General features: G+C 69.3%; 20 protein-coding genes. 10 read left to right on the forward strand and 10 right to left on the reverse strand.

Annotated features, from left to right (window positions below):
• Positions 1 to 51 precede the first annotated feature (51 nt).
• The 4 genes from EV193_RS16115 to EV193_RS16130 all read left to right on the forward strand — a co-directional run bounded on the left by EV193_RS16115 (position 52) and on the right by EV193_RS16130 (position 8,727).
• Positions 52 to 1,416 (forward strand): hypothetical protein, encoded by a 1,365-nt coding sequence (locus tag EV193_RS16115; RefSeq protein WP_130344977.1) that lies wholly within the window; start codon positions 52 to 54, stop codon positions 1,414 to 1,416.
• Positions 1,416 to 3,029, forward strand: a complete 1,614-nt coding sequence (locus tag EV193_RS16120; protein ID WP_130344978.1) for a hypothetical protein — start codon at positions 1,416 to 1,418, stop codon at positions 3,027 to 3,029. The genes EV193_RS16115 and EV193_RS16120 overlap by 1 nt, the downstream gene beginning before the upstream one ends.
• A 115-nt stretch (positions 3,030 to 3,144) precedes the next feature.
• Positions 3,145 to 4,476 (forward strand): SHOCT domain-containing protein, encoded by a 1,332-nt coding sequence (locus EV193_RS16125; protein ID WP_130344979.1) that lies wholly within the window; start codon positions 3,145 to 3,147, stop codon positions 4,474 to 4,476.
• A gap of 561 nt (positions 4,477 to 5,037) precedes the next feature.
• The gene (locus tag EV193_RS16130; protein ID WP_130344980.1) at positions 5,038 to 8,727 is read left to right on the forward strand and encodes a glycosyltransferase; all 3,690 of its coding nucleotides are present in this window, start codon (positions 5,038 to 5,040) and stop codon (positions 8,725 to 8,727) included.
• 267 nt (positions 8,728 to 8,994) lie between these two features.
• Here the strand turns inward: EV193_RS16130 and EV193_RS16135 are convergent, their stop codons facing one another.
• The 3 genes from EV193_RS16135 to EV193_RS16145 are packed head-to-tail and all read right to left on the reverse strand — an operon-like array spanning position 8,995 to position 10,770.
• The gene (locus tag EV193_RS16135) at positions 8,995 to 9,846 is read right to left on the reverse strand and encodes a helix-turn-helix domain-containing protein (protein WP_242613427.1); all 852 of its coding nucleotides are present in this window, start codon (positions 9,844 to 9,846) and stop codon (positions 8,995 to 8,997) included.
• Positions 9,827 to 10,378 carry a DUF6879 family protein gene (locus EV193_RS16140; RefSeq protein ID WP_207222667.1) on the reverse strand — a complete coding sequence of 184 codons (552 nt, stop codon included), beginning with the start codon at positions 10,376 to 10,378 and terminating at the stop codon, positions 9,827 to 9,829. Before EV193_RS16140 ends, EV193_RS16135 begins: the two co-directional genes overlap by 20 nt.
• A gap of 5 nt (positions 10,379 to 10,383) precedes the next feature.
• Positions 10,384 to 10,770, reverse strand: coding sequence for a hypothetical protein (locus tag EV193_RS16145; protein WP_207222668.1), 387 nt, complete (start codon positions 10,768 to 10,770; stop codon positions 10,384 to 10,386).
• A gap of 561 nt (positions 10,771 to 11,331) precedes the next feature.
• Between EV193_RS16145 and EV193_RS16150 the strand changes: the two genes are divergently transcribed.
• From EV193_RS16150 to EV193_RS16160, 3 genes are read left to right on the forward strand one after another with little or no spacing between them, the layout of a single operon-like run.
• The gene (locus tag EV193_RS16150) at positions 11,332 to 11,826 is read left to right on the forward strand and encodes a hypothetical protein (RefSeq protein WP_130344982.1); all 495 of its coding nucleotides are present in this window, start codon (positions 11,332 to 11,334) and stop codon (positions 11,824 to 11,826) included.
• Positions 11,827 to 11,873: 47 nt separating this feature from the next.
• Positions 11,874 to 12,905, forward strand: coding sequence for a radical SAM protein (locus EV193_RS16155; protein WP_130344983.1), 1,032 nt, complete (start codon positions 11,874 to 11,876; stop codon positions 12,903 to 12,905).
• 44 nt (positions 12,906 to 12,949) lie between these two features.
• The gene (locus EV193_RS16160; RefSeq protein WP_130344984.1) at positions 12,950 to 13,483 is read left to right on the forward strand and encodes a class IV adenylate cyclase; all 534 of its coding nucleotides are present in this window, start codon (positions 12,950 to 12,952) and stop codon (positions 13,481 to 13,483) included.
• Between the two features lie 344 nt (positions 13,484 to 13,827).
• On the opposite strand, the gene EV193_RS16165 is transcribed toward EV193_RS16160, so the two are convergent.
• A complete protein-coding gene (locus EV193_RS16165) occupies positions 13,828 to 14,694 on the reverse strand; it encodes a sigma-70 family RNA polymerase sigma factor (protein WP_130344985.1) in 867 nt (288 codons plus the stop codon).
• 237 nt (positions 14,695 to 14,931) lie between these two features.
• Here EV193_RS16165 and EV193_RS16170 point away from each other — a divergent pair, with 237 nt between their 5' ends.
• Positions 14,932 to 15,387, forward strand: a complete 456-nt coding sequence (locus EV193_RS16170; protein ID WP_130344986.1) for a nuclear transport factor 2 family protein — start codon at positions 14,932 to 14,934, stop codon at positions 15,385 to 15,387.
• Here the strand turns inward: EV193_RS16170 and EV193_RS16175 are convergent.
• Entirely contained in the window at positions 15,380 to 15,964 is a 585-nt protein-coding gene (locus tag EV193_RS16175) for a TIGR03086 family metal-binding protein (RefSeq protein WP_130344987.1), read from the reverse strand. The two genes, EV193_RS16170 and EV193_RS16175, sit on opposite strands and share 8 nt — an antisense overlap.
• Positions 15,965 to 16,015: 51 nt before the next feature.
• On the opposite strand from EV193_RS16175, the gene EV193_RS16180 reads away from it, so the two are divergent.
• Positions 16,016 to 16,435 carry a MarR family winged helix-turn-helix transcriptional regulator gene (locus EV193_RS16180; protein ID WP_242613428.1) on the forward strand — a complete coding sequence of 140 codons (420 nt, stop codon included), beginning with the start codon at positions 16,016 to 16,018 and terminating at the stop codon, positions 16,433 to 16,435.
• Here the strand turns inward: EV193_RS16180 and EV193_RS16185 are convergent.
• Positions 16,423 to 17,274 carry an arylamine N-acetyltransferase family protein gene (locus EV193_RS16185; protein ID WP_130344989.1) on the reverse strand — a complete coding sequence of 284 codons (852 nt, stop codon included), beginning with the start codon at positions 17,272 to 17,274 and terminating at the stop codon, positions 16,423 to 16,425. The genes EV193_RS16180 and EV193_RS16185 overlap by 13 nt on opposite strands.
• 75 nt (positions 17,275 to 17,349) lie before the next feature.
• Here EV193_RS16185 and EV193_RS16190 point away from each other — a divergent pair, with 75 nt between their 5' ends.
• Positions 17,350 to 17,874 carry a gamma carbonic anhydrase family protein gene (locus EV193_RS16190; RefSeq protein WP_130344990.1) on the forward strand — a complete coding sequence of 175 codons (525 nt, stop codon included), beginning with the start codon at positions 17,350 to 17,352 and terminating at the stop codon, positions 17,872 to 17,874.
• Here the strand turns inward: EV193_RS16190 and EV193_RS16195 are convergent.
• The 4 genes from EV193_RS16195 to EV193_RS16210 form a co-directional block, all read right to left on the reverse strand.
• A complete protein-coding gene (locus tag EV193_RS16195; protein WP_130344991.1) occupies positions 17,871 to 19,205 on the reverse strand; it encodes a hypothetical protein in 1,335 nt (444 codons plus the stop codon). The two genes, EV193_RS16190 and EV193_RS16195, sit on opposite strands and share 4 nt — an antisense overlap.
• Before the next feature lie 126 nt (positions 19,206 to 19,331).
• A complete protein-coding gene (locus tag EV193_RS16200; protein ID WP_130344992.1) occupies positions 19,332 to 21,290 on the reverse strand; it encodes a glycosyltransferase in 1,959 nt (652 codons plus the stop codon).
• Complete coding sequence (locus tag EV193_RS16205) at positions 21,287 to 22,684, reverse strand: hypothetical protein (RefSeq protein ID WP_130344993.1); 1,398 nt, start codon at positions 22,682 to 22,684, stop codon at positions 21,287 to 21,289. Before EV193_RS16205 ends, EV193_RS16200 begins: the two co-directional genes overlap by 4 nt.
• Before the next feature lie 546 nt (positions 22,685 to 23,230).
• Entirely contained in the window at positions 23,231 to 23,899 is a 669-nt protein-coding gene (locus tag EV193_RS16210; RefSeq protein WP_130344994.1) for a response regulator transcription factor, read from the reverse strand.
• Positions 23,900 to 23,913 lie beyond the last annotated feature (14 nt).

Here is a 23,913-nt window from a genome sequence, read left to right on the forward strand (position 1 = left end):
ATCGCACCATTCGTCTGCCTCGCGCGCGTGCGGCCGTGTACTTTGCGCCGTATGACGTGGCAGGAGGACATCCGTCGACTCGACGACGAGTTGTCCGAAGGGGTCGTTTCGAGCGAGGAGTATCGCAGGCGCCGCGACGAGATCCTGGCCTCCGCGTCCGGTGCCGGTCCGGCGACGACGTCGAGCCCGTTCATGCGCAAGGTCGAGCCGACGTCCGCCGCGCCCCCCGAGGAGCCCGAGGAACCCGCCGAGCGCACGGTGGCGTCCAACATGGACTCGGTCGAGGTGACCAAGGCGATCAAGCCGGCCAAGCCCGCCCAGCCGCCCGCGGTCGAGCCGGCCGAGCGGACCGAGGTCGTGGAACTGGCCGAGCCTGACGAGAAGCCGGAGAAGCCGGAACCCGTTGCGGCACAGAAGAAGGACGAGCTCGAGGCCACGCAGACCGTGAAGCCCCCGGCCGAGCGTCAGAAGAACGACGAGACCACCGAGACGCGGATCCCGGCCGCGCTCGCGGAGTTCACCCCGACCAGCCGCGCCAAGCACGATCCGGCCGCCGACGCCACGCAGGTGATCAACCCGGACATCACCGCGCCGCATCCGACGGCCACCTGGTCGTCCCGGCTGCCCGAGCCGACGACCCGACCCGATCCCGGTGTGCTCCCGGCGCGACCGGCCGGCCCACCCGCGTTCCCGCCGCCCGGCCCCGCGGTGCCCATCCAGGGCCGGGACGTGTTCGCCTCCAGCGCCAAGAGTTCAAGCAAGAAGCCGCTGCTGATCGGCCTGGTGGTGCTGCTCGTGCTGGCACTCGCGGGCGCCGGTGTGTGGTGGTTCGTGCTCCGCGACAAGCCGGCCGACCAGGCCCAAACGCAGCCCCAGTCGCCGCCGCCGTCCACCTCGTCGACGGCGGCCCCGCCACCGACCTCGCAGGCGCCGCCGGCCGCACGAGCGACCCTCACCGGCCTGACGCTGGCCGGTCAGGCCGACCCGCGCAGCGGCGACCTGACCGTGGCCAAGGCGCGGGACAGCCAGCTCATCGTCGCGCCGGAGGCGACGCTGCTCGAACAGGCCGGTTTCGCCGAGCTGTCCTACAAGGGTGCGAACATCGACAAGTATTCGCTGACCGTGTTCGCGTTCCACACGCAGGACGGGGAAAGCGCGAAGCGAATGCTCGAATCGCTGAAATCGACATCGAAGCAAATCGGTCTGACCGACGCCGACCGAGGGCAGCTTCCACAATCGGTGTCGGTCATGAAATTAGCCAACGCGCAGGCCGCGCTGCACCGCGCCTTCTATGTCTCCGGCAGCTCGGTGATCATGGTTGGCACATTGCAGGTGCCCGCCGGCGCACCGGCCGATCTTGATACTCAGGCAGCGCAACTCGTGCGTGCCGCGACCGAGACGGCGCCGCCGAGCTGATGACCCGAATCGAACTACGCCGGCCGGTGATCGCCGCGTGGGCGGCACTGGCCGCCGTTCCCGTTGTGGCGATGATCGTCGAGGTGCTTCGCGCGCCCCGGCTGCACTTCCTCGACTACTGGCAGATTCTGTCCTACGCCAGCAATCCGGACGGATCACTGTCGATCGGCGGGCTCACCAAACTGCACAACGAGCACCCGATCACCCTTTCCGGGTTGCTCTTCTGGCTGGACGCGCGCATTCTCGGCGGGTCCAACAATGTGCTCGGAATTCTCAACATCGTGCTCGTCGGCGCGACGGTGTTCGCGTTGTACCGAATGCTGCCGGCGCGGCTCGATCTGACGAGGCTCGATATGACCAAGAAGGCGGGACTCGTCACCGCGTACACATTCCTGCTGTACTCCTCCGGCGCGCTCGAGGTGTTCGGCATGAGCATGAGCGGCGCGTCGTTCCTGCTCGGAATCGTGCCGAGTGTGTTCGCCATTCTGTGCGCGCACCGCGGCCGCACGATTCCCGCACTCGTACTCGCCGTCGTCGGCAGCCTCGGACACGGCACGGCGTTCGCGGTGTGGCCGGCGCTGGCACTGGTCGCCTGGCTGCGCCGGGACGAGCGCTGGCGGGTGGTCACCCCGCTCGCGGCGGGCGTAGTGATCATCGTCGGGTGGCTCGCGCTGCCCAAGCCGGTGACCACGCCGGGGCCGGGCGGCGCGTTCGGGTTCGACACCGTGCTGGCCGCCGCCGCCGGCGCGCTGAGCCCGCTGCGGATCACCGACGGCGCACCGGTAGCCATGGCGGTCGGCGCGCTGGTCGCGGTGACGATCATCGGGCTGGGCGTGCTGACCGCACGCGACCGCGACGCCGAGCACGCTGGCTGGCTCGGCGTCGGCACGCTGGCCCTGGGCGCGGCCGCCATGATCGGGCTGTCCCGGGTCGACTACGGCGCCACGATCGGGCTCGCCTCCCGGTACGCCACGATCGCCGGGCTCGCCGGCTGCGCCGCGCTGACGCTGGTCGTGCTGCGGGTGCGCGCGCTGAACGCCACGGCCGCCGCCGCGCTGGCCTGCGCGGTCGCGGGTGTCACCTTCGCGGCCGGTTCACCGGAGGCGACCAACGTGCGCAACCAGTACCCGAACCAGCAGTTGCTCGCGGCCGCCATGCGGGTGGAGGCGAACACCGTGGTGGCGTCCAACCGGACCAGCCCGTCGGTGATCGGGCTGACCCGCGCGATGCACGCCTACCCGTTCAGCGGGAGCTACACGCTGGACTGCGGCGGCGCGGAGATCGGCTCACGGGTCACCCTGGCGTCCGTGCGGACGCTGCACGGGTCGGGCAACGGCGGGCACATCGACTCCGGGCCGGTGCGCGGCGGCACGCCGATCGTCGGGTGGGCCGTGGTCGGCAACGAGCGCGCCGACTGCGTGATCGTGGTGGACCGGGTGGGCACGGTGGTCGGCGGCGGGTACGTGGACGTGGCCCGGCCGGACATCCCCTCGGCCGCGGGACTGCCCGAGCAGCGGTCCGGCTTCAAGGCGGTGGCCGACCCCCGGACGACGGGCGGCGTGGTACTCGTACGGTCGGGCGGAGAGTTTTACCAGGTCAGCGCGCCGGGGTGAGTCACGGTCAGCTGATATTCGGCCATCTGGGCGCCCCTGGTGGTGGCCGCGTTCGTTACCTGGTCGTGCTTCGGCACAATGACACGCGCAACCGTTGATCGGGAGGGCGGCAGGGATGTCCTGGCAAGACGAGCTCCAGCAGCTCGACACCGCGCTGGCGGGCGGTCAGATCTCGGCGGACGAGTACCGCCAGCGCCGCGACCGCTTGATGGCGCAGGCCACCGGTCAAGCGGCGCCGTCCGCACCCCAGCAGCAGACGCCGAGCGAGACCACGCAGTACATCGCGCCGGTCCAGCACCAGCAGATGCAGCAACAGCAACCGCAGCAACCGCAGCAACCACAACAGCCGCAACCGCAGCAGCCCGAGTACCCGCAGTACTCGCAGCAGCAGGCGCCGCAGCAGCAGCCGGCCGACCAGGCCACTGAGCGGACGCAAGCTGTCGGGGGTGGCGCCGGCGCCGAACGCACCCAGATCGTGGGTGGCAACGGCGGTCAGAACGGTGGGGACAACGCGGAGCGCACGCAGATCGTGCCCTCCAGCGACAACCCCGACCAGACGCAGCGAGTCGCCTCGCCGCCGTCCGGGTTCCCGGCGCAGCAGCCGCAGGCCGCGATGCCGCAGTCGAGCTGGCCGCCGCACCCGCAGCACCAGCCCGAGCAGCCGATGCCGGCGACCACCGAGACGCCGCCGTGGGGTGGCGACGATCAGCTCCCGCCGGAGTTCGGCGCGCCGAGCTGGCCACGGCAGGGCCCCGAGGTGTTCGACGAGTCGGGCGGCGGTGGCGGCAAGGGCAAGCTGGTCGCGATCATCGCCGCGGTGGTGCTGCTGCTCGGCGGCGCCGGCGCCGCGGTCTACTTCCTGGCGATCAAGAAGGACGACACGCCGGAGCAGACGCAGCCGAACAACCCGTCGCAGCAGCCCACGCAGCCCAGCCCGCCGCCCGGCCCGCCGCCGCGCAAGTACCCCGAAGGGCCGTTCGTCGAGCTGCCGGCCAAGGAGGTCCTCAACAAGACCGTCCTGATCGATGAGGCGGTGCGCACCGAGTCTCCGACGAAGGCGGAGGCGGCGATCCTGCAGAACAACGGGGTCGGGCGAGTGGCCTCGTACATCACCGAGGAGCCCACCCTCCTGCGGCGCGGCATCTGGGCGTTCTTCATGTCCGAGGGGCGCGACCCGAAGGCGGCGCTGACCGCGATGGACCAGTTCTACGGGCAGAACGGGCACAAGCTGGTGCCAGGTTCCGCACCTGGCGTGCTGGTGCGCGAGGCGATCGCGACCGAGCCCGGCAAGGACAGTTCCCGGCGAGCCCACTTCGTGACCACCACCGGCACCCCGACGCCTGCCGTGGTCCGCGTCGAGGTCTACGGGCCTGACCCGGCGGCCATCGACGCCGCGTTCCAGCAGCTGTTGACCCAAGTGTTGGGCCAGTACCCACCGGTGCCGTGACCGACATACTCGCGCTGATATCTCGACACCCCACCTACACGGAGCGCGATTGACACGCTACTGGGCTGCTGCGTATCGTCTGGAGGCGTAAGACTGGGGGGCGTTAACAATGCCCAATCGCCGTTGCGACTGGGCGGGCTTGCACCTCTATGTGTCGCATCAAACAAGGGGAAAAATGCGTCGTACACAAAGGGCAATCTCGACTGGGGTCAGTTTGACAGCCACTGTGGCAATCGCGATGATGGCGTTTACCACAACTGCCGCAGCAACTCCACAGAATTCCTCCACCGAAGTGGGTTCTACAACCGTAATCGACGGGTCAGCCCCAGGTGTCAGGATTTATGAAACATATACAGTACCAGGTGTGCGGATTCACAATGTACCCAACGGCCCAGTAATTCACGGGCTCGGATATCCAGGGCACAGGATTCACGTTGATATTAACAACCTCCAAGGCTGGTGTCAGCACCGCAACTACACCACAGGGGTTTCAGGCTGGTCGGCCTGCCACTTGATCAAAGCGGTCGAGTGATCTGAAATAAGAGAAGATCTCAACACGCCATGAAGCACGATGACCTCCTCCATCCCGACGTCGACTACGCCGACGGGGCGGAGGAGGTTGTCCTCTCCACGCTCCGGTCGGCGTCGGACGTCAGTGCCGGCTCGGCGGAGCTAGCCGGCGCGATCACCAACTGGGAGACGGCCTACCACTTCTCCCCCGCACGCCTCGGACTACTCGCGCCGCTGCGGCTGCGCGAGGGAATGCGCGCGGTGGACATCGGCTGCGGCACCGGCGTGCTGACCCGCGCGCTGGGCGAGGCCGGACTCGACGTGCTCGGCATCGAGGGCGTGCCCGACCGGGCCGCCGCCGCCCGCGAACGCTGCCGTGATCTGGACGGTGTCACGATCCGCCAGGGCACCCCCGCCGCGCTGGCCGACGCCGGCGAGCACGATCTCGCGATCCTCTGCGGCGTCCTCGAGTACAGCACCCTCTACGGCGACGGCCCGCTCCCGCTGCTCTGCGACACCGCCGACGCGCTGGCCGAGGACGGCGTCCTGGTACTCGCCATCGAGAACCAGCTCGGCCTGCCGTACCTGTTGGGAGACAACGAGGACCACCACGGCGCACCGTGGATCGGGCTCGCCGATTATCCGCGCGGCGGGCAGCGCACCTGGACCCGCCGCACGCTCACCAAGCTGCTCGCCGACGCCGGCCTCACCGCGCAGCGCTGGCTGCTGCCGTACCCCGACTACAAGCTCCCGCGGGTAATCGTGGACGCCGAGGTCTTCGACCGCCCGGACGCCGGCGAACTGGTCGACAAGCTGGTGCGCGACCCGTCGCACGGCTCGTTCGGCGGCTACGAGGGCGTGTCACCGGCGCGCGTGCTGCAGTCGATGGCGGTCGCCGAGGGGGCGGGCGTGGCCACCGCGCCGTCGTTCCTGGTGCTGGCGGCGCGCAACGACAAGGCGATCACCTCCACGGTGCGCGACGACCTCGCCTGGCTGATCTCCGGTTCGCGCCGGCCGGAATGGCGCCGCACCCGCGCGCTGGACCGCGAGCTGACTCTGCACACCGTGTCCGCCGGCACCCGCGGCACCGGCGAATGGCTGCGCCAGCGGACCGTCGACACCGAGCCGCTGATCCCCGGCCGTGGGCTGGACTCGCTGCTGCTGGACGCGTTGCGGGCCGGCGACACCGCCGAGTTGGAGCGGCTGATCCGGGGCTGGCGCGACACCTGTGCCGGCTCGGCGCGCCGACTGTCCACTGAGGACACCCGGCACCCGTTCCTGCCCGGCAAGGACGACGTGCCGGTGCTCGACCCGGACTGCCTGGACGTGCATCCGGGCAACGTGATCGTGCGCCCGGACGGCCTGCCGGTACGGGTGGACCGCGAGTGGGAGGCCGGCACCGGGGTCGACGCGGAGCTGGCGCTGCTGCGCGCGTTGCTCGAGTTCACCCGCGAGCTGGCCGCCACGCGTGCGCCGCATCCCTTCGGGGACAACGCTTCCGTGCGCGACATCCTGCGCGAGCTGTGCCTGCTCGCCGGGCTCGGGCTGGCCCTGCACGAGCGGTTCGACGAGCTGATCGACGCGGAGGCGGCGCTGCAGGAGATCGTCGGCGGGCAGCCGGCCTCGCGCACGGCGATGCTGCTGCGCGCGCAGTGTGACGAGCCGGCGGTCGAGCCGCTGTGGGCGATCCCCGGCGGCCTGGACACCCTGCGGGTCGATCACGCGCGCAGCGCCGAGCTGGAGTCGGTGCGCACGTGGGCGCACGGGCGTGAGGCGGAGCTGCTGGCCGAGCTGGACCGGCAGCGCGCGCACGTGGACGACCTCACCGCGCAGGTGCGCAAGGCCGGCGAGCAGGCCGAGGACGCGGAACGACGGGCGGCCGCGAACGGCGTGCAGGCCAACGAGAACCGGCTGCGCGCGGAGTTGGCCGAGATCGAGTTGGACACGGCGCGCGGCGATCTGGCGCGCAAGGACCAGGCGCTGGGCGACGCGTTCGGCGAGCTGTCCAGGCTGGTGGCCGAGGCGAGCGCGGTGTGGCGGGCGCAGGCCGAGTCGGAGGCCGAGCTGGGCAGGCTGCGCGATCTGCTGGCGCGCACCCGGGCCCGGCTGGACGCGCTGGAGTCGTCCACGCTGGTGCGGCGCGCGCACCGGACGGTGTGGCCCGCGGCCCGGCTGCTGCGCGGCGCGCGGGACCTGGCGCTCGGCCGGCCGGGTGAGGAGCCGGACGGCGTGCTGCGCCGCGTCGGCGACCGCTCCCCGGCACTGGGCCGGCTGCTGGCCGGTCGGGTCGGGCGCGCGGCCCGGCAATCGGCGGCGCGCGATGCCGGACTGCGCTACGACGTCAACGTTCCGCCGCCCGTCGCGGTGGGTGCCGGCCAAGTCGTGGAGTTCAACGGCTGGGTGCTGCACGCGGAGCTGCCGGTGCGCGCGGTGCACCTCGCGGTCGGCGGCCGGTTCCACGAGGCCCAGCTCGGCTATCACCGGGCGGACGTCGCGCGCGAGCTGCGGGCCGCCGGCGTGCGCGCGCCCGAAGGCACCGGGATCCACGTGCGGGTGCCGGTCACCGAGGCTGGCGAGCTGCCCGTGCGGCTGCGGGTGGAGCTGCTGGACGGGACCGTGCTGGAGCGCTCCCTCGAACCGCTCCAGGTGCGGCCGGCACTCGATGTGTCCACTGTGGACGGTCGCTGGCCGGGTACCGGGACGCGCGTGTGCGTGTGCCTCGCCACGCACAACCCGGACCCGGATTTCCTTGCGCTGCAAGTGGATTCGCTGCGCCGCCAGGAGCACGACAACTGGGTGTGCGTGATCTCCGACGACGCGTCCCGCCCGGACGCGCTGGCGGCGATCCACGAGCTGGTGGACGGCGACGAGCGGTTCACGGTCGTCGCGAACATCGACAACGCGGGGTTCTACCGCAACTTCGAGCGCGCGCTCGCGCTGGCGCCGGCCGACGCGGAGGCGCTGGCACTGTGCGACCAGGACGACGTGTGGGACGCCGACAAGCTGTCCACCCTGGTGGCGCGGCTGGACGATCCTCGGGTGTCGTTGGTGTACGCGGACATGCGGCTGATCGACTCGGCCGGCGAGGTGATCGCGGACTCGTTCTGGGATCGCCGGCGCAACCAGTGGCACGACCTGCCGTCGCTGCTGATGCTGAACACGATCACCGGCGCGGCCAGCCTGGTGCGCGCGGACCTGGTGCGGGACAGAGTGTTGCCATTCCCGCCGGGCACCGCGTCGTCGTTCCACGACCAGTGGATCGGCGCGTGCGCGCTGGCGTTCGGCGCGGTTTCCTATGTGGACTCATCCCTGCACTCCTACCGGCAGCACGACGGCGCGGTGACCGGACGGCGGGACGACCGGCTGGACGACGGCCTGCCACGCGGGCGCGGTCTGGTCGCGCTTTCCCTTGGCCGGCAAGGGAAACTGCCGCCCGAGAAGCACGCCGAGCTGGACGCGGTGGCGGTCAACGAGCTGCGCCGGGTGTCCCAGTTCGCGTCCACACTGCTGCTGCGCGGCGCGGCGTCCAGCGCGCCCCGGTGGGCGAGCGATCTCACCGATCTGGCCGCCGCCGACCACGACATGGTCGCGCTCGTCCGGGCCGTGGCCCGCTCGGCCCGCACGTCGGCAGTGGACACGGCGGGCGCCGATCACCGGCTGCTGACGGCCGGTCTGCGCTGGCACGCCCTGCGCCGCACGCGTCGCAGGATCCCGCCGCTGCCCCCGGCACCGCTCAGCTGACCCGCCTGTCAGGCCGGCCTGTCCTGTGGTGTCAGGACGCCGTGCTTCTCAAGCAGAGTCACCATTTCGTGCAGGTCGACCTCGCACAGGCCGGCGAGTGTGTGCAGTGCTCCCGACGGGATCCGGCAGTCGGTCGGCTCGTCGGTACTCCCGGAGCCGGCACGTCGCCCATGACCGCACGGGGGCGAGTCGTTCCTCACGCAACGAGGCGGCCTGAACCCATTCACACCATGGGGCGACGCCCCGACGTACAGAGAGCGTGGGGGCCTATTGGCCGTCGTGTTTGAGTTCGGCGAGGGCGTTGGTGATGAGTTGGCGGGCGGCTTGCCCGTGTAGGGCTGATTGTTGCAAGAGGGCGAATGCTTTGGTGTGGAGGGCGATTTCGCGTGGTTGGGTGATGTCGAGTCCTGCGGATATGCCTTCGACTTGAACGCGGGATTCGTCGAATATCCAAAAGCTACCTTGGGCTAGCATATGTCGTTCAGCTGTGGCGGGAATGATTCCGAGGCTGACTCGGGGTAGTGACATGAGGGCTAGGAGCCGATCGAGTTGGCCTGCCATCACGTCGGTGTCACCGACGCGGGTGCGTAGTGCTTGTTGTTCGAGTATGAATATGAAGCGGCGGTTTCCGGTGTAGAGGATGTGCTGGCGCTGCATGCGGGAGGCGACTGCCTCGTCAACATCGCTCGATAGGTCGAGGAAGTCGTTCCAGAATCCTAGGATCGCTGCGGCGTATTCAGCGGTGTGAAATAGACCGGGTAGGACGGTGTTTTCGTAGCCGCGGAACAGTGTGGTGGCTTCATACAGCGGCACCGATTCGGTCTGTGACCGTTTGAGTCCGGCGCGCATGTGTCGCCGCCACTCGGTATACATCGATTCGATGGCGCGGGTGGTGGCGATCAGATCAGGGATGTGGTCGTCGGCGTCACATGTGTGGCACCACGTGTGGATATCGTCGTCGCTGGGGTTTTGGGTGCCGTTTTCGAGTTTGCTGACTTTGGTGAAATGCCAGCCGGCGGCTTGCGCTAATGCCCGCCCGGTGAGCTTCGCGTCTTGTCGAAGTTCACGCAGGCGGGCTCCTAGCGCCTGCCGCGCCTGCTTAACCGGTGCGCTGACCACGGTAGACAGGCTCATACTGGTTGTGTGGAATCGCTAGCTTCCACGCTGCGTCAAACGCCGCTGCGCATGCGTCCACAATGGCCGAGTCGGTGGTGGCCTCGTGATCGAGCACGTGCCCATCGCCCGAGAAGTGCGTGAATGCCACAGTATGCCGGTCAAACATCCAAAAATCGTTTCCCGGCAACAACAACGTGGAAGCATTCCGCCGCGGTAGCCACCGCACGTCTTCCCCGGCTGCCACCAACTGCGCGGCATCCAGCCATTCAAACCGGATGTAGTCGGTGACTGGCTCAGACACGATCCGCAGCCGTTTGAGCGTCTTACCCTGCTCGGTGTTGCGTTGCATCAACGCGTACCAGGGTTGCCACCACCGCGCCTCATCGTCTGGGTCGAGATCTTCACCGCGTAGCCAGGTGGTGAAGCGATCCCGTTCTATATCGGTGGCATATACGTCCCTCATCTCCACATGCACAGCCTCATGCTCGAATGTGGACAGGAACGCATCACGCTTGTTTTCAGCAATCTGCTCCAAGCGTTTCATCCTCCTATCAGGACAGCCACAGCCGAGCGAGACACATGGATACAGGTTTCGTGATCGGGAATGTTCATCTGCCCCAGCACCCCAGCGTCGGTGACCCGCTTGCCTTGCATAATATAGTTTCCCTTGTCGTTAACCGCAACGATCGGCGGCACCACATTGCTGGCCTGTCCCTCCAAACCATCCGCGGCAAGATAGTTCAACAACCCCGGTGGTACCTCTATCAGCGTCTCGTGCTCGGACACCGTCAAACGGGCCAAAACATCGGCATCGGTCACGATCCAGCCCTGAATCACATACGACTCAGCGTCGGTGGCATACAAGGTCGGCGAGTTCGTCGGAGTGGATTCCTTGCCCAAAAACCGTAGCGTCATCGTCGTGCCCATCATGGTCTCCTGTCACTAGCATTGCCGAAGGTTGCACACACGCCCTCCACCATCCGACCTAGCGAGCAACACGTCAAGCCTGCGTCTCACATCGCGGAGAAACCGCTGGCAGCAGACATAGCCACCCACTGCCAGCGGCCTGCCGCAAGTCGCGGGTGATCATAGTGCGGCCAAAGTTGCCCGCCGCTAGCACCATAATGCCATGAGTTGGAGCAACATCAAGCAACTTCCTTTCGCGGCCGTCACCAAGCTTCTTAACGTCAAGTCCACCCCGCTCGCCACCGCCCGCGAAGGACACCCGACACATGAGCCCCGACGCTGGCCTCTTGAGCTGCGCCGGGTCGGTGACGCCTGCCCCCGAGCCCGTCACCGGCCTGACCTGTCCATCAGAAACCGAGACCCACAACCCGTCTGTGTGTTGCGGAGGATTCCGCCATGTCGAGAGCGTTATCTCAAAGGGCGATTCACATCGTGCACGAACCCTCCCCGCAGCCGTCGCAGCGTCTAGATGATCTGACGCTCGCGGCTGTTCCGACGGCGGTATCGTGCGCGGCCTCGTTCGTGTCCTCCGTGTTCGCCCGATGGCGCATCGACGCCACGGTTACGACAGCGGCACAAGCAGCCGCGGCAGCGTTGGTCACCCGCGCGGTACGCACCACCGGGGTGATGGAGCCACGGCCGTTTCATGATCCGGTCTACGACCGGCTGGCGTTGATCGGGTTGCGGCTACGCCTGGCCCCGCACAGCGTGTTCATCGAGGTATCCGATGTGGACCCGCGGCTGCCAGAGGTCGTGGACGCCGAGCTGGCACACGCAGCGGATCTGTGTAGCCAATGGGCCTGCTTCCCACCCGCGACCGGCGGGAAAGTCGTGTGGTGCGAGTTCGCACGCTCCCCACACCTCGCCGATACCGGTGAGCTGCCGCGCCGGGTTCCGCGTCGAACCCAGCCGCCACGGCCACCCGAGGGCCTCATCCCTGACGTGGAGCTGATGCGGCGCGTGCGCGACAGCCTGACCGCACTGGACAAGACGGATGAATGGGGCGATGAAGCGTGAGTGCCACTGCGGTTCCGACGTTCATCACTCCGGACAGCACGCTTCGGGTGAAGATCATCGACGCCTGCGGCCTGACCTGCACCTTTTGCCATAACGAGGGCACCCCCGTCACCGCCGACAACCTCGGCCGTGACGCAGGCGAGTTCACGGCCACGGGCCGCACGGGGCGAGTGTCGATCTATGCCGCCAGCAACGGCGCCACGTTCCTGTCCGCGCCTGTGCCGGCCGACGACGAATTCGCCACCGTGCTCAGCCAGTTACGGGATGCGTTGGGTTTCACCGAACTACACCTGACCGGAGGTGAACCCACCCTGCACCCCGCACTGGCGAAACTGACCGCGATCGCCGCGGCGGCCGGGTATCAGGTGTGCATGACCTCCAACGGTGAACACGGAGCCCAAGTCATCCCCAGGTGCGCGACGGCAGGTATGGATCGGGTCAACTTCTCCATCTTCGGCACCACCGCCGAAGAACTCGCCGAAGTACAGCACGCCCGCTACCACAATCCCGAGCGTGCACAGCGCAAAATCAGCGCCCTACGTGCTGCCATCGCCGCGTGCGTGGAGCACGGGGTGAAGGCCAACGCGAACATTGTCGTGCTCGACCACAGCCACGCACCGCGGGTACACCGGCTGCTCGACGAATACGCACCCGAACTATCTGTGCGGCTGCTCAACTCGTTAGACCACGGCCAGGAATCCATCGACGCAATCGAACAGATTCTGGCCGAACGCGGCGCGCGACCTGAGGCTCACTACGTCACCGCCGGGGTGTCCGGTTCCCGCACCGCCTACCAACTCCCCGATGGCAGACAGGTGTGGTTAAAACATATCCGCCCCTTGCGGCTGCCCGACACTTGTGCCGGCTGCCGGTTCAACAACGACACCGACTGCCAAGAAGGCTTCTACGGCGTCCGCCTCTACCGCGACCGGGCCGGCCGCTACCAGGTCGGCGTCTGCATCCAACGCATGGACCTCTGCCTACCCCTCAACGAATTCCTCACCAGCCCCCTACCGCAGGAGATCCTGGCCCTGCGCACCCGCGAATACCGGCAGCTGCCCGGACAACGCACCCGATAGCCTCACCCACAGCCCCACCCCCGTATCAGTGGAAGGCCCACAGCGTGCCAATCGAACATGAAGCCAAAATACTCAACATCAACCCCGACGCCATAGCCCAGCGCATCCTAGACGCAGGCGGTGAACGGCTTGGTGAGTCGCTTGCGCGCCGCTACGTCTACGACATCAACCCCGACGACAAATCGAAATGGATACGGCTGCGTGACACTGGTGCCCAGACCACACTGACGGTCAAGCACATCACCAGTGACGCGATTGATGGCACCCACGAAACCGAAATCGTCGTGAACGACTTCAACACCGCCAACATGCTACTGGCCATGATGGGCTTCACACCCAAGTCCTACCAAGAAAACAAACGAATCAGCTTCCAACTAGCCGGCGCGCAACTCGAAATCGACACCTGGCCCCACATCCCCACCTACCTCGAAATCGAGGCCGGCACCAAAAGCGAAGTCATCCGCATCGCCGAACTGCTCGGCTACACCGAAGACCAGCTCACCGCCGAAAACACCATCGACATCTACGCGCACCACGGCATCAACCTCAACACCACTCCAGAGTTGCGATTCAGTTAAAGGCCCTGGCGCACAACCCGATAAGGACGTGCGGCGGCGTGGATCTGAGTTGCTGGAAGCCAGTGCTCAGGTGGCTTTCGAGAGAGGAAGGCCGCGCGGTTGCGTGCGCAGCATTTGGCTGATCATCCGCACAGGCATGATTCATGTCGCGCTTGGCGACCACACCCGCGCACTACCGAGCCCAATGGTCGGTGAGATCGCGTCGGCACGAACCGAGGGAATTCTTCGCCGGACATTGGCGTACCCCGAGCGACGACCACCGGTTTCGTCAACCCTGAGCGACGCCCTGGACTACATCAGCCGTCGCGTTGGCTGACCCAGCACAGAGTCGAGCTGTATCCCGCTCAGCTGACGAGGCCGGCCAGATCGAGCCGGGCGAGGCGCTCCGGGTCCGCCAGGATGTTGATCTCGATGATCCGGCCGCCGCGCACGACCGGGCTGAACACCGCGAACGGCTGTCCGTCGACGATCGTGAGCAGCCCCGCCACACCGTTGATCAGGACCGGGTGGGCGGTCGGGGCACCGGTCTGGGTGAACAACAGCGCCTGGCCGGCCACCGTCTTCGCGCCGCGCACCAGCCTCGACGGTCCGGCGCCCATGTCCGCTCTGAGCACGATGTCCGGGTCCAAGACGGCCACCAGTGCCTCGAAGTCGCCGGCCCGTGCCGCCGCCGTGAACGCGTCGACCACCGCACGCTGCGCGGGCAGGTCGGCGTCCGGCACCGCGGCGCCCCGCACCCGGCGGCGCGCCCGGCTGGCCATCTGGGCGGCGGCGGCCGGACTGCGCCCGACGATCGGGGCGATCTCACCGAACGGCAGGCCGAACATGTCGTGCAGGACGAACGCCAGCCGCTCGGCCGGGGACAGCATCTCCAGCACGACGAGCAGGGCCAGACCGACCGAGTCGACGATCTCCGCCTGCTCGGCCGGATCCGCGGACGTCACGGTCGGGTCCGGGACGTGCGTGTCCAGCGGCTCCTCGCGCCGGGACTTGCGGGAGCGCAGCATGTCCAGGCAGACCCGGCTGATCACGGTGGTCAGCCAGCCGCCCATGTTCGCGATCTCGCCGGTGTCGACGCGGGCCAGCCGCAGCCACGCCTCCTGCACGGCGTCGTCGGCCTCGGTCAGCGAACCCAGCATCCGGTAGGCCACCGCGCGCAGGTGGTCGCGGTGCTCCTGGAACCGCTCGGCGAGAAATTCGTGCTCGTCCACTGTCAGGTTCTTCCTCCGGTGTGCGACTTTCAGGCGCCATCAACCCTGCCGTGATCGACAGGCACCGGCGTCGGGTGAGAGGAGCGTGTTCGCGTAGCGCGGCAGGCGTACTCAGCGCGCCGAGCTACTGCCCGGTACGCAGCGGCGTGTCACCGTCCCCTGTCAGATTCCTCCGTCGTGCTCCGTCATAGCGATGACGAACCCGTCGCATTCGATATGACACACCGGAGGAAACCGATGCGCGACTTTCAGACCATCGCCGATCGCGTCGAGATCGAGGCACTGCGCGGCGAGTTCACCGACGCGGGGATGATGGACGACGTCGACCGGCTCGCGGCGCTGTTCACGCACGACGGCGCGCTGCGGATGCCGCACATCGGCACCGCGTTCATCGGCCCGGAGGAGATCCGCACCAAGGCCGTGGGCCTGCGAGCGCTCTGGGAGTTCTTCGTGCAGAACGTGCATCCGGGAACGATCGTGCTCGCCGGCGACACCGCGACCGGCCGCGCCTTCATCGCGGAGTTCGGCCGCCTGCGCGACGGCGCCTCGCACTCGAACTACGCGCTGTACCACGACCGCTACCGGCGCACGCCGGACGGCTGGAAGTTCGCCGAGCGCGTCTACGAGATCAGGTACATGGACGCGAGTCCGCTGCCGGGCTCGGTGCCCGTTCCCGGCGCGGTGATCAGCTAGCCGGCCAGGTCGGTGATCGGCCGAGGGTGGCGACGATATGGTCCAAGGTAGAGCCGTCCGACTCGACCGGCGGCGCGAAGGGGGCACCCGGCCCGGTCCGGAACGAGCCGGTCGGCACCATGTCGGCGATCGCGCGCGCCGCGTCGAGCACGTCGTCGTCGAACGACGCAACGAGACCGAGCGTTTTGGCCACATCCCAGGTGTGCACCACGTAGTCCACGAGGTGGAAGCCGATCGCCCGCTCGGCCGGGAACGACGCGCCGAACTCCACCAGCGCGAACTCGCGGTCGAGCACGCCGTCCTCGGCGAACGCGCGCGACACGTGCTCGGCGGCGGTCGTGTAGGTCGCGACCGGGTCCTCGCCCAGCCATCGCGCCGCCCACGCCGCCGGATCGCTGGCACCGCTCGCCGCCGCCGCGAAGCCGTAGTGCTGTGCCGTCATGTGCGAGAGCAGGTCGTACAGCGTCCACGCGGCGCAGGGCGTGGGCTTGGCCAGGTCGTCGGCGGTCACCCGGGAGACGATCTCGACGCTCGCCTGCACTGCCCGCGCGTCGAGCCGCACGATGTTCGTATGCATACGCTTATGATTAGCACATGCTTATCGTATGTCAAGAAGTATCGTCACCGCATGACCCGGCCGGACCTCGCCGCGATGCTGCACCCACTGGTGCGCTCGTTGATCGCCACCGAGCGGCCGATCCTCGCCGAGCACGGGCTCACCATGTGGGGTTACGTCGTGCTCAGCGCGCTCGACGACGGGCCGGTGCGCACCCAGGCCGTGCTGGCCGCCACGATCGGCGCGGACAAGACGCGGATCATCACCACGCTCGACGATCTCCAGGACAACGGGCTGATCACCCGCGAGGTCGACCCCGACGATCGCCGCAACCGGCTGCTCTCGATCACCGCGGAGGGCCGGGCCGTCCGCCGCACGGCCCAGAAGGCCATCCAGGCCAGCGAGGACGACGCGCTCGCCGTACTCACCGAGGCCGAACGGCGAACCTTCCTCCGTGCGGCCGCCAAACTGGCCGACAGCTACCGCGACTGAGTGCCCACCGCGGACTCGAAGACCACCCCGAGCGCGGCCAGCTCGTCGTCGGTCAGCTCCACGTCCAGCTCGCGCAGCACGGTGCCCAGCTCGGACGGCTCGACCTTGCGGCGCTCCACCCGTCCGTCGGCGTGCTCCACGGTCAACTCGTCCCCGACGAGCTGCCGGCTCAGCCCTTCGGCCAGGCGCATCACGACGAGCTTGCGGCTGAACGGCGAGTGCGGGTGGGTGCTCACGTAGTGGTGCGCGACCTCGTAGTCGGCCGGCCGGTTCGGCAGCTCGTCCGAGGAGTGCATCGGCTCCCAGCCGTCCTCGACGCGCTTCGCGAGTGTCCACAGTGGACCGTCGCGGGTGATTCGGTGCGTCCAGCCGGCCTGGTCCACCACGGCTCCGTCGACCAGCGGCATCGGCGAGAGCATGTACGCGCCGAAGCCCACGTCGGCCTGGTGGTCCACGCCGTCCAGGTGCACCGAGAGCAACATGTGCGTGCGCGGCCCGGACTTGTGCGGCTGCACGCGCGCCATCCTGCGGGTGACCCGGAAGCCGAGCCGCTCCAGCACGGCGGCGAACAGCAGCGAGTGCTCGTAGCAGTACCCGCCCCGCGCGCGGTCGACGAGCTTGGCGGTGATCGCCGGCATGCCGATACCCGCGTGCGTACCGAGCACCACGTCGACGTTCTCGAACGGGATCGCCCGAACGTGTGCCTGGTGCAGCGAGGTCAACCCGTCCACCGATGGGGTGAGCACCGGATGGTCGATCCGGGCCAGGTAGGCGTCCAGGTCGACGTCGTCGATGTGCCAGTCGTCGGTGCGGGCCGGGGTCGACAGCGGTGCGTTCATGACCACCATCGTGGTACCTCGACCTTGATCGAGGTCAAGTTTGATCGGCGTCACACGCGCGCCTAGTCTCGGCGGATGCCGCTGTTCTCGTTCGAGGGCGTCAGCCCGCAGGTGCACCCGGAGGCGTGGATCGCGCCGACCGCCACGATCGTCGGCAACGTGATCGTGGAGGCGCGCGCCTCGGTCTGGTACGGCGCGGTGGTGCGCGGCGACTTCACCTCGGTGATCATCCGCGAGGGTGCCAATGTGCAGGACAACTCGGTGATCCACGTCGCGGTGAACGGCGTCGAGATCGGCCGGGGCGCCACGATCGGCCACGGCTGCGTCGTGCACGACTGCACGATCGGTGAGGAGGCACTGATCGGCAACAGCGCCACCGTGCTGGACGGCGCGAAGATCGGCGCACGCGCGATGGTCGCCGCCGGCGCGCTGGTCACGCCAGGTATGGAGATCCCGCCGGAGACGATCGCGATGGGCTCGCCGGCCAAGCGGCAGGTGCCACTGGACGGCCAGGCGCGGATGTGGGTCGAGGGCAATCCGCTCGCGTACCAGGAGTTGGCGCGCCGGCACGCCGCCGGTGTGCAACCGCTGGAGGGTTAGAGCCTGAGGACGGACCGCAACCAGCGGACGCGGCGCTCACCGAGTTCCGCCGAGGCCGCGGCGATCAGCACGCGCAGGTCGGCTGCCTGGTCCGGCGACGGCAGCCGGTAGGTCGTGGCCGACTCGCGGGCGAACCAGTTGTCCAGGTCCAGCATCGCCTGCCGGCGCATCGGGCTCGCCCGGTCCGCGATCAACCGGAGCACGGTCTCCAGGCGCGTCAACGTATTTCGGGCGCGCAGCAGCCGGAACGCCGCGACGCGCACGTGCCGCCGCGGTGAGTCGAGCTGTTCGCGCAGCCACGCCTGGTCAAGGCGTCCGGCGTCCGGCAGCAGGGCCACCGACGCCTGCCGGGCGACCGACGGGTACTCGTCGGCGATCATCGGCGCAAGCGCGTGGACAGGCGCGTCGCCGAGCCGGCGCAGCGCGCGCACGGCCTCGGCCCGTCCGCGCGGACGGGAGTGCGCCAACCACGGAGCGATCAGCGGCGCGTCCGCCTTGGTGCCCGTTTCCCCAAGCCCCGCAAGGACTTCCGGCGCCGGCTCGGCCGGATCGGCCGTATCTGCGAGCACGGAACGGTATCGGCCGGCGGGATCCCCGCCCGCTCGCCGCACGATCACCTGCGCCGCCTGCCGCACCTTCGCACTGCGGTCGTCGAGCGCCTCCTCGGCCGGTGCGACCTCACCGGCGACGCCCAGCGCCCACACGGCGGCCGCGCGCACGACGGTCGACCTGCTGGCCAACAGCCGGTAGGGCACGGCGTGATCGCCGGTCTCCCGTGCGGCCCGAACGGCGGCCTCGGCGCACTCCGCCCTGATCATCTGGTCCGGATCGGCGAGCGCGGCGCCGACCAGCGCCTCGGTGTCCACCCGGCCGGCGGCGACGCCCTCCCGCCACCCGATTCGGCGGGTGCGCACGTCCGCGCTGGCGGTCGCCGCGGCCACCACGTCCGGTGGGCCGTCGCGCAGGCAACCACGCAACGCGTCGGCAAGCCACGCACCGGCCTGCCGTGAGCCGACCGCGAACGCCACCGGAGCGAGCGCGGTGAACACCTCCGCCGGCCGCTCGGACAGCCGGCGCTCGCAGGCGGCTCGTGCCGGGTCGCGCACCTGCGGCACCCAGTCGGCCGCGCGCAACGCCAGCAGCGGCGACGTCAGCGGCTGATCCAGCCCGACCAGGTGCTCGACAGCGGCCTGCCGCTGGTGGCCGTCGCGCCCCAGGGACGCGAGCACCAGCGCGGCGAGCGTTGGCCGGTCACGCATCTGCCGGCCGACCTCGTCCAGCCAGTCCGGGCGGGTCCACTGGTGCGAGCGCGCCGAGTCGGCGAGCGTCACCCACTCGTGCGCGGTGCACTCCGTGAGGGTGACCGGGTCGGATCGCAGCAGCAGGTCGGCGACGGGCGTTGAAGCGATCGTGGCCGTCGTGCGCCACGAGGTCGGTGATCGCGGCGCGTAAGGCGGTCACGGCGCGATGCCGCAGTCGGCGAGAACCCCGGTCATCTGCTTGTCGAACGCCGCCACCGAGAAGTGCTCGCGACAGATCGCCAGCAGTTCCCCCTGCACGTCCGTCCACAGTGGACGATCGCGCAGCAGGGTGTCGCACCGCTCGACGATCTCGGCGGGCGAGTTGCCGACCAGGTGCCGCGCGAGCCGGCCGAGGTGCAGGCCCTCGGCGCCGACGGCGGTGGTCACGAACGGCAGGCCGGCCGCCATCGAGTCGACGAACTTGATCTTCACACCCGCGCCGTAGTGCATCGGCACCACGTGCAGCAGCGCCGAGGAGAGCACCGGCCGCGGGTTCGGCACCTTGCCGAGTACCTGGATGTGTTGCCCGGCAAGGGCTTTCACCGCGGGCGACGGGTCGGCGCCGACCACTCGCAGGTCCAGCTCCGGGTGCCGCTCGCGCAGGCCGGGCAGCACGTGCCCGGCCAGCTCCAGCACCGCGAACTCGTTCGGCGTGCCCGGCGTGTCGTCGAATCCGCCGAAGAACACGATGCCGTGCCGGCCGTCCCAGCCGGGCACGTCGTCCGGCACGTCGTCCGGCACGGCGGCCGGGTAACAGGCCACGTGCACCTGAGTGGACGGCGCGACCGAACGGGCCCAGCGCGCCTCCTCCTCGCTCACGCACACCGCCACATCGGCCCAAGTGAACGCGCGAACCTCCTGCTGCCGCAGGCGATCCGCCTCCACGGCGAAGTGCCTGCGCCGATCGTGGTCATCCGTGCGGGTGAAGTGTTGCTCGGGCCGCCGGTGGAACAGCGCCTCCGAGTCGTACACCCGCACCGCCTGCGGCTGCGCGGCGGCGATCCGCTCGCCCAGCCCGATGAAGTTGTGCGGCCGGAACGCCACGATCACGTCGTACAGCCCGGCCCGGCCGGTCGACCACGCGGCGGCGTCCTCGACCCCCGAGACGACCTCGATTCCCTTGGCACGCAAGGCAGGCGCGTACTCCTCGGCGCGCTCCGGCGACGCGGCGAAGAACGTCACGCGGGCACGCGGATCGGCCGCCCGCCACGCGTCCACGACCGCCATCGTGCGCGGGTCGCCCCGGCCCCGGTCGGCCTGCGGCACCCGGTCGTCGATCAGCAGAACCCGGTACGGCGCAAGGTGATCGCGCAGCCACCAGTGCCGGTGCGGGTGCTCGTCCAGCCCGACCACCGGCGCGCGCCGGGCCAGCTCGTCGGGCCAGCGGCGGCGGAACGTGCCGTGGTTGAGCCGCATCAACTCGGTGGCGCGCGCGGAGGAGCTGCTGCCGTGCCGCGCGTGCGTCACCCGTGACGCCGGCTGCAACCACGTGGTCAAGCCGCGCTCGCGCATCGACATCGCCAGGTCGACGTCCTCGAAGTACGCGATCTCGTACTCCGGCGAGAACCCGCCGGCCGCGTGGAAAGCGTTGCGGCGCACCAACAAGCAGGCCGCCGACGCGTAGTCCACCTCGCGCGGGAACAGGCTCACCTCGGCGTCGTGCGCGCGGCACCAGCCGTCGCCGCCGATCACGCTGCCGGCCTCCTGCACGGTGCCGTCCGCGTTCAGCATCACCGGCGCCACGGCGGCCGCGTACTCGTGCGTGTCCAGGAACTCGACCAGCGGATCGAGCCAGCCGTCGGTCACCTCGACGTCGGCGTTGAGGAAGCAGACGAACTCGGTGTCGGCGTGCCGCACGCCCAGGTTGCAGCCCGCGCCGAAGCCCAGGTTCTCGTTGAGCCGCAACACTTCCCCACCGGCGAGGTGCGTGTCGGTGAGGTTGTCGGCGAGCCACTGCCCGGTGCCGTCGGGAGAAGCCGAGTCCACCACGATCACGCGGTATCCCACGTTCGTGTGCTTGGCGAGCAGCTCGAGGCAGTGCGCGACCAGCTCGCCGCCGCCGTAGGAGACGATCACCACCGTCACCCTGCGGTCGCCGACCCCTGGCATGGTCATCGGCCCTTCGCCTTGCCGTAGGCCTTGCGCAGCGGGCTGCTCCAGCGCACCAGCTTGGTGTGCTCCCAGGCGTCCAGCTCCTGCTGGCGGTGCTCGGCGAGCGCGGCGATCTCCTGTGTGCGGCGCTCCGCCTCGGCCACGCCGGCACGGGCGCTCTCGACCTCCGCACGGGCGGCGTCCCGCTCGTCCTCGGCCGCGCGTACCGCGTCGATCAGGCGCTCGCGCTCGGTCATGGCGAGCTGGCGGTGACGGTCGAGCGCGCGGCGCAGGGCGGCGTTCTCCTCGACGAGCTGAGTGGCGTCGCGGCGCTCGCCGGTGCCACGGGCTCGGCCCGCCGCCGCGGCCAGCTCGGCCAACCGTCCGAAGTGGACGTTCAGCGCCTCGAGCGCGGAATCCTTGTACGACAACGAATTTCTGGTACTCCGGACCGCCGCGGCGAGGCCGTCCGCCGAGCGCACGATCCGCTCGGGCTGGCCGAACTCGGCGGCCGCGACACCGTCCTCGCCGGTCACGTCGAGCAGCACCCAGTGCACGCCCAGCCCGGCCGTCGCGGCCGCGACGTGCTCGTCGGTCGCGATCACCACGGTGGCGCCGGCGAGCACGGCCAGCCGGTCGGTGGAGGCCAGATCGGGCAGCACGACCACGTGCTCGGCACCGGTGTCGGCGAGCACCTCGGTGAGCGCGTCGGCCAGGCCGGGCGCCACCTCGTCCGGTCCGTCCACCGTGGACGTCGCGAGTGCCAGTACGGCGTAGTCACCCTCGCCGGGCAGCACGCCGAGCTGGCGGAGCTGCGCGCGCACCGCGTCGAGGACGGCGGTGTCGACGGTCTGGCGCACGGCGAGTGCCGGGTGCGGGATCACGGTGATCTCACCGGTCAGGCCGGCCGCCACCAGCCGGTCGCGTGACCTGGTGTCACGCACCGCGCGATAGGTCACCCGTTCGGCGGCGGTGATCAAGGCGGCATACGGATCGGCGGCCACCCGCACGCCGGCCCAGGCGATCGGGTGGGTGCGCTCCAGGTCCTCGCCGAGGCCGGCGGTGAGGTAGCGGTGCGCGTCGCCGATGTCCTCGGCCGGGTAGAGGTCCACGAACGCGTGCACGGTCAGGCCGAGCGGGAAACTCGGGCACACCAGGCTCAGCGCGGTAGCGCCGGCGAGCCGGGCGCACCGGGTGTGGTCGTACAGGCCGAACGGGGCGGCCGGCCGGCCCTCGTCGGCGATCGACGGGCGCAACCAGCCCAGTGGCGCCAGCGTGTCGGCGCGCCAGCCGGGCAGCCGGGCGAGCAGCTCGTGCTCGGTGACCCGGCTGAGCAACTGGTCGCCCAGGCCCGGCAGGTCCGTACTTCCCCAGATGGCGACCGCACCGGCGGCGGGCGCGTCAGATGGTGCCGACACGGCGCGACTGTACCGATGACCCGCGCCCGCGAGGAAACCCAGGGCAGTGCCAGGCCGTCGTAGGCATACGACAAGACAAACTGCGGCACATATAGCCCACATGAGTGAACCTGCCCGTGTCGAGGCGCCGTTGATGCGCCCGAGGGCGGTCATGACGCACGATCGGGTCGGAACACGACCGCGGAAACGACGGGAGAATTCCATGTGGCTACAGATCACCGCTTTGGCGGTCGTAGCAGTTGTGTTCGTCGTGCGACTGGCATTCGCGCTGACCGACCGGCCGACCAAGCCGCACAACTGAACCACGACGCGATTCATTTCTGCGTCGAGATCGGCGTACCCGGAATGCGTGCAGTGCCGCACGATTTTGCCCCGCGCTTGACAAACGCCTCGGCACCTGTCTGCGTACTTTAGCCCGCTAAAGTACCTCGGCCACCGAGAAAACCCAGGTCAAACATGATCAGCGGGCGTCGAGGAACGTGAGGGTGATACGCATACGGCTCTACGCGCCGGTGCGGTAACCCTCACGACCTTGTTCGGCGCACTTTAGTCGCGCGGCTGTGGGGCGACCAGGCCCGATTCGTAGGCGAGCACGACGAGTTGTGCGCGATCTCGCGCGCGCACCTTCGTCATGATTCGGCTGACGTGTGTGCGTGATGTCGCCGGGCTGATCACCAATTCGCCCGCGATCTCGTCGTTGGACAGCCCGCCGGCCACCATGGCGAGAACCTCGCGCTCCCGTTCGGTCAATTCGCTGAGCACGCTGGTGTCCACCCGCCGCTGGCCGGGGCTGGCCACGAACTCGGCGATCAGCCGGCGGGTCACGGTCGGCGCGAGCAGTGCCTCGCCGCGCGCCACGACCTCGATCGCGTGCAGCAGCTCGGTCGGGTCGGTGTCCTTGAGCAGGAACCCGCTCGCCCCGCCGCGCAGTGCCTCGAACACGTACTCGTCCACGTCGAACGTGGTCAGTACCAACACTTTCACGCCGGCCAATTCGGGGTCGGAGGTGATCGACCTGGTCGCCTGCAGGCCGTCCATCACCGGCATGCGGATGTCCATCACGACCACGTCCGGCCGGTGCTCCCTGGCCAGCGCGACGGCCGCGATGCCGTTCTCCGCCTCGCCGCACACCTGGAAACCGTCCTCGGTGTCCAGCAGCACCCGGAACCCGGCACGAACGAGCTTCTGGTCGTCGGCGAGCACGACCGTGATCACGTCGTGAGGGTGCC

The organism is Herbihabitans rhizosphaerae, from assembly GCF_004216555.1.
GTDB lineage: Bacteria > Actinomycetota > Actinomycetes > Mycobacteriales > Pseudonocardiaceae > Herbihabitans > Herbihabitans rhizosphaerae.